Source organism: Paenibacillus sp. FSL R7-0297 (genome assembly GCF_038009025.1).
In the GTDB taxonomy this organism is placed as follows: Bacteria; Bacillota; Bacilli; order Paenibacillales; family Paenibacillaceae; genus Paenibacillus_AQ.
This window is the reverse complement of record NZ_JBBPAQ010000001.1, coordinates 413,021-426,570: the sequence shown is the minus strand read 5'-3', so window position 1 is coordinate 426,570 and position 13,550 is coordinate 413,021. Positions and strand designations below refer to the sequence as shown.

The following is a 13,550-nucleotide window of genomic DNA, read 5'->3' as shown; positions in this document are numbered from 1 at the left end:
ACTAAAACCATATATGTGGCCGGTTATCATCCGTTTATCTCGCTCAATCGCCGTTTTTTATTTTTGGGAGGCAGTGGCAGGGGAACTCCGGAAATATTAATGCGTTAGACGGAAATACCGTCGATAATGGATTTTTGAAAAATGGTGTATTAGTGAGTAATCGGGAGATAACGGGAGATAAATGTTATTGTATGCGTTACCCGTCAGGCAAATAGATTCGTGATTGTGTTATTAGGGTAATTATGGCGGTTTACAAATTGTCCCTGAATTAGAGTCTGATTTTACGAAAATGCTTCCGTTCTAGCCCTGCAAACGATACATCCCGGAGGGCCTAATTCCCGCTTTCCGAATGCTTGACTTGGACCATACTCCAGGGATTATCATTTGATTCTGTAAGGGCAGACTGTCAATAAAGAGGCGCTGGATCTGCTGGAACCGTCATCGGTGGATGCCTTCGCCCGGCGGTGTGGAAACGGAGTGAAGCTATGACGGAGTTTTTTCCCGGCAGAATAATTTTGAACCCTAAAAAGGTGCCGGCCCTGCTGGGAGGGCGGCACCCTTTTGCATACGGGTAAGCTTATTAACGACCAGCTGCTTCAATAAGCTCCTGAAGCTCAGGAAGATTGAAGCCCTTGACAGCCCGGTCTCCGGATACGGTGACTGGAACACCCATGAAGCCCAGCTTCTCGACTTCTTCCTGATAGACAGTACTGGTCATCACATCTCTGACTTCGAAGGGAATGCCCTTGCTCTCAAGCAGCTGCTTCACCTGATTGCAGTCGCTGCAGCCGGATGTGGAATAGATGATTACGTTCTGGCTCATTGCTCCACAGCTTCCTTGATGGCGCCACGGGTGATTTTCCAGTGGGAAGTGTTCCAGCGGACCTCACCATCCTCCAGCAGGAAAATCTGCGGCGATTCATGCTTAATCCCGAAATCCTCGGCAATCTGATTGGAAACCGGACGGTCTTCGATAACATGTACAATGGCGGCAGGCGTGTCGGAATTCTGTGTATAGGCCTGGAACTCCTCATTTGCTTTGGCGCTGATCGGGCAGGTGGTGCTGTGCTTGAAGAGCAATTTTTTGCCGGGTTGCCCTACGTATTGTTGCAGTTCATCCAGTGTATGGATTTGTTGAATAGACATCAGAGGATCACCTTTCTGGAATAGAATTTTGAAAGCATCTTGTCAACAATTGTGTTGTTAACAACTATTATTCTTGATTGTAACATAGTTCAAAATTAAAGCAAAAGAATGTTCAGCAGGCTTATCCCCCCCTCCCTTGGGGGATGTTGTTAAAGGCTAAATGCCATGCTAATGTGTGAGAGATGCAGTAACGCTCTGCGCATAAATAAGCAGGTATGAGGGGTGTGCAATTCATGAAAAGGGTCGCTTTTGTTACCGGTGCTGACCGCGGGCTCGGGTTTTACATGGTACGCTTTCTTCTGGAGAATAAGTACACAGTTTTTGCTGGCCAGTATTTAGCAGAATCGGAGGCTTTGGGAGTTTTGCAAGCGCAATACCAGGACATGCTGATGCTGGTCCCTCTTGATATCGGCAGCGCAGAGAGTGTGAAGGAAGCAGCACGGAGTATTGCCGGCAGTACGGGCCATATCGATATTATTATCAACAATGCCGGTATTATCCACCGCGCAGACAAAGCAACAATACTCGTGGATATGGATGATGAGGCCATGGCGCAGCTCTATAATGTGAACACACTCGGTGCGCTCAGAGTGAGCAATGCGCTCATGGGATTGCTGCTGCAGAGCAAACAGCGTCTGATTATTAACATCTCCTCAGAGGCCGGCAGTATCAGCCGGAATAAAAGGATTAATATGTACGGCTATTGCATGTCGAAGGCGGCGCTGAATATGCAGTCCTCGCTGATGCACAACCATCTGCGTATGCTGGGCGGACAGGTCATGGTCTTCCATCCCGGGTGGCTGCAGTCTTGCATATACGGAGAGAAGGATTTGAAAGCGGTGACAACTCCCGAGGAGTCGGCCTATAAGATCATGAATATTGTTCAGGAGCATAAGAAGTATCTGGGCGAGGAACCGGTTTACATCGATCTGGACGGCAATCACTGGCCCTGGTAACAGCAGCGCTATATATGAAATAATGGACTAATAAATTATAGATTAACTTTGTAACAAGAGAGGTGTGAATGCAATGACTTCCTTCAAAGCACTTGCGTTTGGCAGCTATACCGAGGTTAAGTACCATCCGTTCGACGGAGTTGACCGCGAGATTGAGCAACTGCTGGAACCGGAATTTCAGGTGGCTTCGACTGAGGATTACGGGCTGATGAACAAGGAACAATTGTCGGACTGCAAGCTGGTGGTCTCCTATACTGAATTCTCTGATGAGAAATTATCCGCTGCGCAGAGCGGTGCCCTGCTGTCTTATGTGGCTGGCGGCGGGGGGCTGCTCGTAGTGCACAACGGAATCTCCCTGCAGCGCAATCAGGAGCTCGGCGTAATGCTGGGCGCCCATTTCACCCATCATCCGGACTATACCGCGCTTCATATGACGATTCCCAACCGGGAGCATCCGATTATGCAGGGTATCAATGACTTTGTGATTGAGGATGAGCCGTACTATTTTGAGCAGGTGCCATACTTCGAATCAACCATTCTCGCAGAATATCCCCATGGAGGGGCGATGCGGCAGGCGGCCTGGTGCCATGAATTCGGACAAGGGCGGGTAGTCTACCTGATGCCCGGCCATCATCTGCCTTCCTTCTCGGTAGAGCCGTTCCGCCTGATGATCCGCAGAGGCGGGTTATGGGCAGCCGGACTGCTGTAAGATAATGTGGCGACCAGCTTAAGTTATGCTTAGGCTGGTTTCTTTTGTTTATTCTAAAAAAACACCTTGACCCTGACACTAGTGTCAGGGTTTATACTGAGGGCAGACCATTTCTCATGAACCCCGGGGAGAATACCATGAAAATAGGTGAATTAGCCACACTTACGGGCGTAAGCGTCCGTTCATTGCGATATTATGAGCGTCAGGGACTGATCAAACCGCTGCGCCAGGACAACGGGTACCGTGAATACTCTCCGCTTGCCGTGGATACGGTGGAGACGATTAAGCTGTATTTGAATCTTGGCTTGTCGACAGAAGAGATTGCCGGATTCCTGCACTGTGTTCTGAAGAATAAAGAGGCGTTCTGTGCAGAAGTGATGCCGCTGTACCGCAGCAAGCTGGAAGAGATTGAACGTCAGCTGATTGAGCTGAATCAGATCAAGCTGAACCTGCAGGAGCGGATGGCTTCAATTCTGCAAGAGCAGCAGAATGAAGCGGAATAAGGCGGATCGATTGAAGTTGTTTCTGTGAATATTGAATGTTAAATTTTGTGGGAGGGCTTAAGATGGCTATGATAATTGCCGATAACGCCGGAGCTGTACGTGAACAGCTGAAGGCCGGCGGAACCGTGCTGGTGGATTACGGTGCGTCCTGGTGTCCGCCCTGCAGAACCCTGCTGCCGATTCTGGAAGAGCTGAATGCCGAATACGGGGATGACGTAAGTATGATTAAGGTGGACTGTGATGAACTGCCGGAGCTTGCATCGGAAGCCGGGGTGATGAGCATGCCGACAGTGATCGTATACAGCGGAGGTCAACCTGTGGAGAAGCTGGTCGGCCTGCGGCCAAAATCCGTATATCAGGGTGTGTTGAACAAAGTTGCCGGAGCGGTGCGCGGTACTCTTTAAGGTATTGTAACGGGGAGGGGCGGTAGCGCCGCTTTGCCGCCGATATGGTGGAGCACAGGCCCGCGATTCTTCCCAGGCAGCGTTTCCTGGCACCCGCAGCCCAAGAATTAAGGCAGGATGCCGCATGAGGATCATGCAGCGTTCTGCCTTTGTATTTACCGGAAATATATATAATGCCGCTATTTCGTGCTCTCTGCTGCAGGAACAACAGGGACAACCTCATTCTGGTGCAATGCTTCCAGTACCTCTGCGCGCAGACTTTCGGTGAATGCCGCCCATGTTTTTTTGCCGACATCCAGCTCTTCACGTCCAATGGAATTCAGTGTTTCGAGCCACACCCGCTTATCATTAATCACCCCGAGCTGCTCCTGAATATCCTTGTAGATGGCCTCGTGGGCATGGAATTTCTGATTCAGCGCAAAAGCGGCCGCGTTAGCGGTATAGCGCAGATGCTTGGCGGCAATCCGCAGCTCATGAAGAGCTTCGAAGGCTTCCTTCGATTCAGCCTCAGGCCCCTTGAACAGGGTCTTGCAGGCTTTTTTCTTCTGCTCAAAAGCGACCTCAAGCTCGCGCATGACCACATTGGCATCTTTTTTGGCGGCGAGCGGCTCCAGCTGTGTATCGATAAAAGGGGTCCACTGCGCATCAAGAGCTTTGCCGGACAGCTTCGGGAGCCCTTCCTCCAGCTTCTTGCGGAATATCTTCCGCTTGGCCTTCTGGTGTTCGATTACTGCTGTGAGCAGTTCGGCGGTTTTGACATCGCCCGCCTCTTTGGCGGCCTTGCGCCGTTCCTTGAACGATGCGATCAGTACATCTGCGTCCCGTACCTTGCCGAGCTTCTTCTGTGCCTGCTTGAAGGTGCTGTACAACTCTTCCGTAGCCGAATGGCCCGGATCAAGAATGGACAGGAGCGTCAGAAGCTTGCGGCTGTTGACTCTGGCCTGATGAATATCTTCATCTCCGAAGCCCTTCAGCACATCTTGGCTGTAGTCCCGGAAGTTGATATACAGCTTGTTCATTGCCTGCTCCCATTGTCTGGCCTTGCTTACTTGCCTGTCCTTTGTCAGTTGTTCGGTTGTCATGCGGCATCACTCCTAAGGGTTGTGTATAGCATGAGCTTCAACACGATTCTTATGGCTGGGATTATCTTCTTACCCTCTAAGGATAACGGGTTCCAGCCGCCATTTCAAATACAGAGTCTATATTACGGGGGCTTCGCGGCCAGGACGCAGATCGGTTACAATAGGATTAATTAAGAAAGTGTAATTACAACACAGCGGAATACGCAGCGTAACTTGCGGGATCAGGGCGGTGTCCGGCCTGCCGTATCCGGGAAAGAGGTAGTCAGTGGGACTCGCAGGCAATCCGAATGAGAAGTGAACCTTATAATGTGCTGGAAAATGGAGTGGCGGGCAGGCTGCCTGAAGAGATGGTGCTCTTCACGCATTTGAGCGGGGAAACGGAGGAAACGGAATCCGGGCAGGAAATGCTGGTTCCGTTTGCCTTCGAGGAAATGCTGTGCCGGGATGTCGGAGCCGGACAGGTTCCGCCGGTACTGCATCTTTGGAGCCACCCGGGCGGTGTGGCGCTGGGGCTGCGGGACAGCAGGCTGCCCCGTGCAGGAGCGGCGATGCAGGCGCTTGAGGCGCAGGGAATTCGCACGGCGGTCCGGCATTCAGGCGGCGCTGCGGTGCCGCTGGATGCTGGGATCGTGAGCGTGTCCCTGCTGCTGCCCAAACGTCCGGGCAAGCTGGACTTTCACGATGATTTCCGGCTGCTGGCTTCGCTGATTGCCGAAGCCGTAGCTGTGAGCCATCCGCAGGCGGCGGCTCTGATCCGTGCCGAAGAAGTCACCGGGTCGTATTGCCCCGGTGACTTCGACCTGGCTATCGGCGGCCGCAAGTTCTGCGGCATTGCCCAGCGGAGACAGAGCAATGCGTACTTCGTCCACGCGTTTGTTGTCGTGTCCGGCTCCGGGCAAGCGCGCGGAGAACTCATCCGCAGCTTCTATGCACAGGCAGCGGACGGGGACGAATCGCTGGAATATCCCCGCGTGCAGCCGGAGACGATCGCCGCGCTCGGGGAGCTTGGCGGCCCGGATTCGGCCGCAGTCTTCACCGCAGGCATCCGGCAGGCGGTTGCCCGCCGGGGCACGCTGCTGAAGCCTGCGGATCGCCTGCAGCAGGAGACCGGCTACAGCCTTCAGTACGGCGATCCGCGGGTACTGCAGGCGGCGCATGTGCTGCGGGAGCGATACGCGCGCTGAAGCAAGTAGGCAATGTAACGGGAGTCCTTGGGAGCGTGGAGAGCGGCGAGCGGGCGGCCATTGAAGAGTGCAGACAGGTGCACACGAGAAGGGTGCAGGCAAATGAAGACGAGTGCAGGCGAGCTAAATTCGCCTGCGCTTTTTGCTGCTTGGGGAGGAGGAGGGGGAAATCCCTTTAAGTTGGTTGGTGGGAGGGTATTTGGCTGAAATGAGGGGCAGAAGTGCCCCTGAATCCGAGGGAAGTGGGCACTTGGCGGAAATGAGGGGCAGAAGTGCCCCTGAATCCGAGGGAAGCAGTCACTTGGCGGAAATGAGGGGCAGAAGTGCCCCTGAATCTGAGGGAAGCAGTCACTTGGCGGAAATGAGGGGCAGAAGTGCCCCTGAATCCGAGGGAAGCGGGCACTTGGCGGAAATGAGGGGCAGAAGTGCCCCTGAATCTGATGGAAGTGGTCACTTGGCTGAAATGAGGGGCAGAAGTGCCCCTGAATCCCGGGAGAGGGCGTCTTACCCGCCCTACAGATACAGCTCCGGCCGCCGGTCGGAGAAGACCGGGATGTGCCCGCGCACTTCCTGCACCCTGGCGAGGTTGATCTCGCCGCTGAGAATCTCTTCGCTGCCGGAAGCCTCGCTCACAATCTCTCCCCAAGGGTCAATAATCATGGAATGGCCGCCAAAAATGTTGGCCGGATCAGAACCGGAGCGGTTGCAGGCCACCACGTAGCACTGGTTCTCAATAGCCCGGCTGATCAGCAGCGCCCGCCAGTGGGATAAGCGGGGCAGCGGCCATTCTGCACTGACGAATAGCACTTCTGCGCCCTCTGACATATGAACACGGACCCATTCCGGAAAACGGATGTCATAGCAGATTAATCCGGCGCATAAGGTGCCGTCCAGCTTGAACAGTCCTTTGGCAGAGCCGGGCTGGAGGTAGAGATGCTCATCCATCAGCTTGAACAGATGCAGCTTGCTGTACTGCCCGGCGAGTGCTCCGGTACGGTCAAAGACGAACATGCTATTGGTGACTCCGGTATCCTGTCTCACGGCGACTGAGCCGGCGATGATATTAATCCCATATTCCAGGGCTAGACTGGAAATCAGTGCCCCGGCAGCCTGGCCCCCGTGATCAGCGATCTCATCCAGCCGGGTCAGATCGTAGCCGGTCGTCCACAATTCGGGAAGGATTATGCAGTCCGGGTTGCCGGCGGCGGCTTCGCGAATTTTTCGTTCTGCCGCAGCATAATTCACCTCCGGATTGCCGAATGCTATATCGAGCTGAATCAGGGCTATTTTCATAAGGCGGTCTCCTCTGTTTTTTAATTAGTTGACGGGTCAATGATTTCGGTGTAAAGTAATCTTTGTCAAAAAGATTTTGCACAATATATTTGCGTAAGGGGGTTAATTTTGACAGAACATCTGCCCGATGAAGATACGATCTTTGAGCTGCTGCAGGCGCTGCATAAGGGAATCAGCCCGAAATTCGAGCGCTGTGCTGGCATTACACCCACCCGGTTCCGCCTTCTCCAGGAATTGTTTCGAGTCTCCGAGATCAGCCAGATTTCGCTGCAAAAGACACTCGATATCGATGCCGCAGCGGTCACCCGCCACTTGAGAGGACTTGAAGACAGCGGAATGATTGCCCGCCGGAATAATCCTGCCGATAACAGGGTCACCCTCGTCTCCCTGACCGATCACGGCCGGGAACATATTAATTCCTACCGGGAAGAGAAGACCCGCTTCATCAGCGAACTGCTTACCGGGTTCAATGAACAGGAACGTACCGTACTCGCAGAGATGCTTACCCGGCTGCAATATAATATTAATCTACTGTAGCCGTCACCTATAATCAAACCATAAAGGAGTTAATTATTCATGAACGCAACCAGAAACAATGATTTCACAAGCATTATTACAGGACGCCGCTCAATCCGCAAATACGATACCTCCGTCAAAATCAGCAAAGAGGAAATGACAGAAATCCTTACTGAAGCGACTCTGGCCCCTTCCTCCGTGAATATGCAGCCTTGGCGTTTCCTTATCATCGAAAGCCCGGAAGCCAAAGCCAAGCTGGCCACCATTGCCAAATTCAATCAGCTTCAGGTAGAAACCTCCGCAGCAATGATTGCCGTATTCGGTGATCTGAACAACTTCGATTATGCTGAAGAAATCTACGGGACTGCGGTAGAACGCGGGCTGATGCCTGCTGAGGTAAAAGAAAGACAGCTGGCTGCCCTGGGTGCCCACTTCGCGAAGCTGCCTGCGGACGTGAACAGAGAAACGGTAATGATTGATGCGGGTCTGGTCTCGATGCAATTGATGCTGGCAGCCCGCGCCCACGGCTATGACACGAACGCGATCGGCGGCTTCGAGAAGGATCAGATTGCGGAATTGTTTGATATGGACAAAGAACGTTATATTCCAGTTATGCTGATTTCGGTCGGGAAAGCGGTTGAAGAAGGCTATGCATCCGTCCGTCTACCGGTTAACACCGTTGCCCAGTGGAAATAAACATTGGATAGTGCTGGCCGTGTAAGCTAATATTCAAGAAACTTAGGAGGAATACTAGATGATTATTACCCATGCATTGCTTCAGGTAAATCCCGCACGGGAGCAGGAGTTCCTTGAAGTCGCGAAGACCCTGGTTGCCGCAACCCACGAAGAAGAAGGCAACATCTCTTATGAATTGTATAAGCATACAGCTGGCGGAAATACCTACATTATGGTCGAGATCTGGCGTGACCAGGCGGCTGTAGCCGCCCATAATACAAGCCCGCACTTCACCGGCTTCGCCGCCAAAGCAGGAGAATTCCTGACTGCACCGCTCGATGTTAAGCTGTATAACGCTGAAGAATTGAGCAAATAATTCCGGCTTGAAGAGGGGGAGCATGCCCTCCGGGCTATAGTTCTGTAGCTCTCCTAAGCTAGCTAATATCCCCCCTGGGAAACCCCGGCAGTCCTAACGGCTGCCGGGGTTTCCCATTTTGCATCCGCAGCAGGATTTGGAAGAAAACATTGCTAAGAAGCAGAACGTTTATAAAACAGGCGTGCCGGGTAACTAAGCTTACCCTTACACGCGCTGTAACGCGCAGGCAGGACCTGAAGAGAGTGGGGGATGAAAGGGATGAGGGGATCGAATGGGAAATATACATAGGAACAAGCAACTGCCGCAATTACCTGCAGCGCAGTGGGATGAACGGCTTCGGCAGGATCTCGCGGATTACGTGAATTACCGGATATCCGGCGGCTCATTAAGAACTATCGCTAAGAACACGGACGCCGCCGATTCTATTATTGAGCCTATTCTGGACAGTGCGGTTGTCCGCGCTTACCGGCAGGCACAGCATGGGGGTGTGATCACCGATGTCCGGCAGCTGGAGGAGCTTCCCGGATTCAGCCCGGAGCTGCTTGAACAGCTCGCATCAGCCGTGTCCGGCCTCGATTCCGGCAAGCTTAGAGCGCTGGCGCCGCAGACTACCCGGCATAACCGGGTAGATCCTTATGTGAACGGGCCGCAGTGCCTGGAGATGCTGCTGGAAGAGATTCGCAATGCACAGCGCTATATCCATCTGTCCGTGATGCTGTTCTTCAATGACCATTCGGGAAATCTGATCGCTTCGGAGCTGCTTTATGCGCTTCAGCGGGGAGTAGAAGTCCGGATGCTGGTGAATTACACCGTCACCGCCATGGGATACGGAAGTAATCTTGAAGTAGGAAGTTTCTCTGAGATTGCAGAAGTTCTTGAGCAGGCAGGAGCCCGGCTGAAAGATACATTTCATTCCTGCTACGCTGCTGCGGAATGGGCAGTGAAGCGTGAGGAACTGAAGTCTCAGGGCGTCCCTGAAAGTATCCTCTTTCTGCAGGACAAGGTACAGGAGGATGTGATAATTACCGGGCTGAATGTGATCGACCACCGTAAATTTATGGTCATTGACGGGATAACCTCCGTTATAGGCAGTCTGAATATCGGTGACCAATATACTTTTGCGACGCCTATCCAGGAATCGGCAACTGAACAGATAGACGGACGACCGCTTGGGATTCCCTCCAGGGAAGAGGAGTGGCATGACGGCTGTTTCCGGATTCAAGGGGAGGCTGCCCGGCCGCTGAATGAGGCTTTTCACGCCAGGTGGCTTCTGCTTGGAGGAGATCACTTTGAGGTGGAAGCGCCGTTCTACCACCCTGCAGGAAACTATGAATTCGGCGGGGAAGAATGCACGCTCTTTCTAAGTTTTCCCGGAAATCCGGTGAATCTAATTCAGCAGTATTATCTGGATTTGCTTACGTATGCCGCCGAAGAGACAATTATTGTGAATCCTTACCTAATCGACCAAGATTTCTGGGACCGGCTCGGTGAAGTTGGACCGGAGTGTTCCTGCCATATCTCGATATGCAATTCGCTTGAGGTCAATGATCATCCTACGAACAAGGCAGCTGTGCGCAGCAATATGTACATTCCTTTCTGCAATGGGGTGTCCTTCTATGACTACAGCTTTACAGAACGCTTCTCCCACTGGAAAATCACTTATGACCACAGAGCGCGGGCTGTATTTCACGGCTCCTATAATATCAACGAACGAAGTGCCTGCCACGATTTTGAAATGGGAATGCTGGTTAAGAGTGAGCCGTTCGCAGACAAGGTGAAACGGATGATAGATTATGATCTTGGGGTATCCCGTAAAATCAGCGACAAGCACGAATTCTTCAAGTACCCCTGGCTGCATCCCAGCACGTATCTGAACAAGGCGACGCATAATTACACCTGATATGCCTGCTGGTCCATGTCATGTATAATGAGCGGTATAACATATGAAGATGGAGCTAAAGAGGATGAACATTAACATACTTGGGACAAGCCTGAAGAAGGATGAGGTACTCTTCGCGTCCGAATTCGGCGAGGGCAGAGGAACCTGGCGCGGTGCCGCTGTGGCTGCCGGGGAGGCCTGCGAGGCTGAATTTGAGCTGCCCTCGCTGTTCATGCGCTGGGTGGATATTGTGCCGGCGCACGGAGGCCGCTTTGAGATACGTATGGACGGGAAGGTTGTCATATTGACGGGTATACTGGAGAATATTGAGGAGGACGGCACCGGGTATCTGCGGCTTGGCCGCGATGTAATCATGTTCGATTGCCTGGGTGAACCGATGGCGCTGGGCGGATTCGTGGAGATCAGAACCGGGGAGCTCATGCTGTACCCTGTCAATCTTTGAGCCTGCGGGGCGGATACCGGACTAACTATTTCCTGTCCGGCATAGCCACCTTCAGCTAAATGAGCTAAGATAATATACATTAGAAAGTATAGCAAGAGGAGCAGAAGTCCCATGAACAGCGATATTCAACAATTTAAGACGGAATTCTTCAAGGCGCTGGCTCATCCGATGCGGATTCGCATTCTGGAGCTGCTCAGTGAAGGCGAGAAGAATGTGAATGAGCTGCAGGCGATCCTCGGCTCGGAAGGCTCTGCCGTATCCCAGCAGTTGGCCGTACTCCGTGCCAAGAACGTAGTGGCCAGTGTCAAGGAAGGAACCACCGTAATTTATGCCCTCAGAGATCCTCTCATCAAAGACCTTCTGGCTGTAGCCAAACAAATATTCGACAATCATCTTGTAAACACCATCTCCCTGCTTGAAGGCATCCGCAGCGAATGACCCCGGCTTCCCGGGGGGCTGATTACCCCGTTGACAAGAACGGCAGGCAGGAGTAATGTGAGTCTTATATTCAAATAATCAGATATTCAAAGAAAAGAAGGTTAAATGATGACAGGGTGGGGCCGTTTTAAAGGCTATAATATTGCTTCTCTGCGTAAGGATATTATTTCAGGGACGATTGTCGGCGTGATTGCCATCCCCTTGGGGATGGCATTTGCTATTGCCTCCGGTGTCAAACCGGAGTACGGAATTTATACGACCATAGTAGCCGGTATTCTCATTTCCTTATTCGGCGGTACAAAGTTTCAGATTGGCGGGCCTACGGGTGCGTTTATTCCTATTTTATTCGCTATTGCCATGCAGTATGGATACGAGAATCTGCTGATTGCCGGAATGATGGCTGGGGTCATTCTCGTGGTGATGGGCGTTCTGCGGCTCGGGGTGCTGATCAAGTTCATTCCGAAGCCGGTGACAATCGGGTTCACGGCAGGAATTGCCGTTATTATCTTCAGCGGGCAGATTGCCAACTTTCTGGGTCTTAGGGATATGGAGCGGCATGAGAGCTTCCTGGACAATATGAAAGAGATCGGCGCCCATATCTCGACAATCAATCTGTACAGTATCCTGACAGCAGCGATTTGTCTGGCTGTCGTAGTGCTGGGGATGCGCTTCGCGCCGAAGGTGCCCGGTTCTCTGATCGGGCTATTGTGCGCTACGATTATTGCTGCTCTATTCTTCAGCGGCAAGGTGACTACGATCGGTTCAGCTTACGGGGATATCCCCAATACACTGCCGAGCTTTCATTTCCCTGTCATTACCTGGGAGAAGATCAGACTGCTTATCCGCCCGGCCTTCATCATTGCGATGCTGGGCGCCATTGAGTCGCTGCTGTCCGCAGTAGTCGCCGATGGCATGTCAGGCAGCCGCCATGACAGCAACCGCGAGCTGGTCGGCCAAGGGATCGCCAACATTGCTGCGCCGTTGTTCGGCGGAATACCAGCGACCGGAGCGATCGCCAGAACGGCCACCAATATCCGCAGCGGTGCGGCTTCGCCGCTCTCCGGTATCATTCACGGCGTTGTTGTGTTTCTGATTCTGCTGTTATTCGCACCCTATGCTTCCAGCATTCCGCTGGCCGCGATGGCCCCGATCCTGATGGTCGTGGCCTGGAACATGAGTGAACGTAAGGAATTCCTTCACCTGCTTAAGCTGAAGACGGGGGATTCACTGGTGCTGTTCATTACCTTCCTGCTGACTGTGTTTGCGGATCTGACGCTGGCGGTAGAGGTGGGGCTGGTGCTTGCGGTGATACTCTTCGTGAAGCGTATGGGAGAAGTACACATGGTCTCCAAAGTGCTGCCGGACCCTTCCTCCGTGAAGGTTGAGGCACATATGGTGACGGACAGCCACGATTGTCCGCAGATCGGAATCTATAATGTCGAAGGACCGCTGTTCTTCGGAGCCGCCTACCGCTTCGACAGTACCATGCCGGGACTTGGGCCGGATCAGCCGAAGGTCATTCTGCTTCGCATGGGGAAGGTGCCGCTAATGGACACCACCGGTGAAGCCAATCTGGCCGGTCTGGTGAAGCAGCTGCACGCGGATGGCGGAAGACTGATGATCTCCGGTATCCAGAGCCAGCCGCTGGATCTGCTGAAGAAGACAGGTCTGTATGACAGAATCGGGGCTGCCCAGTTCTATGATCATACAGGGGAAGCGATCAATGAAGCGCTGGGAAGCATTGATTACAGCCGTTGCCTGGGCTGCAAGCATGCTGCCTTCAGAGAATGCAGTGCATTCTCAGGGCTTGATGAGGCCTACCCGCGCAGCGCAGCCTTCAAAGGGCGTACTCCGGCTGTCGCCAGGAAGCTGAGCGGCGGGGTGTAGATAACGGAACCCGTTTCCTGCTGATACAGACTTAACATT

Annotated in this window: 16 protein-coding genes; 12 read left to right on the top strand and 4 right to left on the bottom strand. The window is 52.9% G+C overall.

Annotated features, from left to right (window positions below):
- Positions 1-580: 580 nt before the first annotated feature.
- Both MKZ24_RS01780 and ytxJ read right to left on the bottom strand, forming a co-directional pair.
- Entirely contained in the window at positions 581-823 is a 243-nt protein-coding gene (locus MKZ24_RS01780; protein WP_340781121.1) for a glutaredoxin family protein, read from the bottom strand.
- A complete protein-coding gene (ytxJ, locus tag MKZ24_RS01775; RefSeq protein WP_039306673.1) occupies positions 820-1,146 on the bottom strand; it encodes a bacillithiol system redox-active protein YtxJ in 327 nt (108 codons plus the stop codon). Before ytxJ ends, MKZ24_RS01780 begins: the two co-directional genes overlap by 4 nt.
- Positions 1,147-1,379: 233 nt before the next feature.
- Here ytxJ and MKZ24_RS01770 point away from each other — a divergent pair, with 233 nt between their 5' ends.
- The 4 genes from MKZ24_RS01770 to MKZ24_RS01755 all read left to right on the top strand — a co-directional run bounded on the left by MKZ24_RS01770 (position 1,380) and on the right by MKZ24_RS01755 (position 3,718).
- Complete coding sequence (locus MKZ24_RS01770) at positions 1,380-2,102, top strand: SDR family NAD(P)-dependent oxidoreductase (RefSeq protein ID WP_042232263.1); 723 nt, start codon at positions 1,380-1,382, stop codon at positions 2,100-2,102.
- A 73-nt stretch (positions 2,103-2,175) separates the two neighbouring features.
- Positions 2,176-2,811, top strand: coding sequence for a ThuA domain-containing protein (locus MKZ24_RS01765; RefSeq protein WP_340781120.1), 636 nt, complete (start codon positions 2,176-2,178; stop codon positions 2,809-2,811).
- A gap of 137 nt (positions 2,812-2,948) precedes the next feature.
- Positions 2,949-3,314 (top strand): MerR family transcriptional regulator, encoded by a 366-nt coding sequence (locus MKZ24_RS01760; protein ID WP_042232267.1) that lies wholly within the window; start codon positions 2,949-2,951, stop codon positions 3,312-3,314.
- A 62-nt stretch (positions 3,315-3,376) separates the two neighbouring features.
- Positions 3,377-3,718 (top strand): thioredoxin family protein, encoded by a 342-nt coding sequence (locus MKZ24_RS01755; RefSeq protein WP_171719683.1) that lies wholly within the window; start codon positions 3,377-3,379, stop codon positions 3,716-3,718.
- A gap of 179 nt (positions 3,719-3,897) precedes the next feature.
- Here MKZ24_RS01755 and MKZ24_RS01750 read toward each other — a convergent pair whose 3' ends face one another.
- Entirely contained in the window at positions 3,898-4,800 is a 903-nt protein-coding gene (locus MKZ24_RS01750) for a CHAD domain-containing protein (RefSeq protein ID WP_042232273.1), read from the bottom strand.
- Positions 4,801-5,087: 287 nt separating this feature from the next.
- Between MKZ24_RS01750 and MKZ24_RS01745 the strand changes: the two genes are divergently transcribed.
- Positions 5,088-5,984, top strand: coding sequence for a lipoate--protein ligase family protein (locus MKZ24_RS01745; RefSeq protein WP_340781119.1), 897 nt, complete (start codon positions 5,088-5,090; stop codon positions 5,982-5,984).
- Positions 5,985-6,497: 513 nt separating this feature from the next.
- Here the strand turns inward: MKZ24_RS01745 and MKZ24_RS01740 are convergent.
- The gene (locus MKZ24_RS01740; RefSeq protein ID WP_042232276.1) at positions 6,498-7,277 is read right to left on the bottom strand and encodes a carbon-nitrogen family hydrolase; all 780 of its coding nucleotides are present in this window, start codon (positions 7,275-7,277) and stop codon (positions 6,498-6,500) included.
- Positions 7,278-7,385: 108 nt separating this feature from the next.
- Here MKZ24_RS01740 and MKZ24_RS01735 point away from each other — a divergent pair, with 108 nt between their 5' ends.
- From MKZ24_RS01735 to MKZ24_RS01705, 7 genes are all read left to right on the top strand, one after another.
- Entirely contained in the window at positions 7,386-7,814 is a 429-nt protein-coding gene (locus MKZ24_RS01735; RefSeq protein WP_042133283.1) for a MarR family winged helix-turn-helix transcriptional regulator, read from the top strand.
- A gap of 39 nt (positions 7,815-7,853) precedes the next feature.
- Positions 7,854-8,489, top strand: a complete 636-nt coding sequence (locus MKZ24_RS01730) for a nitroreductase family protein (protein WP_042232279.1) — start codon at positions 7,854-7,856, stop codon at positions 8,487-8,489.
- 58 nt (positions 8,490-8,547) lie between these two features.
- Positions 8,548-8,844: a putative quinol monooxygenase gene (locus tag MKZ24_RS01725; protein ID WP_042232281.1), complete on the top strand. Its 297-nt coding sequence runs from the start codon at positions 8,548-8,550 to the stop codon at positions 8,842-8,844.
- A 271-nt stretch (positions 8,845-9,115) separates the two neighbouring features.
- Positions 9,116-10,744 (top strand): phospholipase D-like domain-containing protein, encoded by a 1,629-nt coding sequence (locus tag MKZ24_RS01720; RefSeq protein ID WP_052415942.1) that lies wholly within the window; start codon positions 9,116-9,118, stop codon positions 10,742-10,744.
- Between the two features lie 64 nt (positions 10,745-10,808).
- Positions 10,809-11,186, top strand: coding sequence for a hypothetical protein (locus MKZ24_RS01715; RefSeq protein ID WP_042232283.1), 378 nt, complete (start codon positions 10,809-10,811; stop codon positions 11,184-11,186).
- A 111-nt stretch (positions 11,187-11,297) separates the two neighbouring features.
- Entirely contained in the window at positions 11,298-11,624 is a 327-nt protein-coding gene (locus MKZ24_RS01710) for an ArsR/SmtB family transcription factor (protein ID WP_039306638.1), read from the top strand.
- A 108-nt stretch (positions 11,625-11,732) separates the two neighbouring features.
- The gene (locus MKZ24_RS01705; RefSeq protein ID WP_042232285.1) at positions 11,733-13,511 is read left to right on the top strand and encodes a SulP family inorganic anion transporter; all 1,779 of its coding nucleotides are present in this window, start codon (positions 11,733-11,735) and stop codon (positions 13,509-13,511) included.
- Positions 13,512-13,550: the final 39 nt, after the last annotated feature.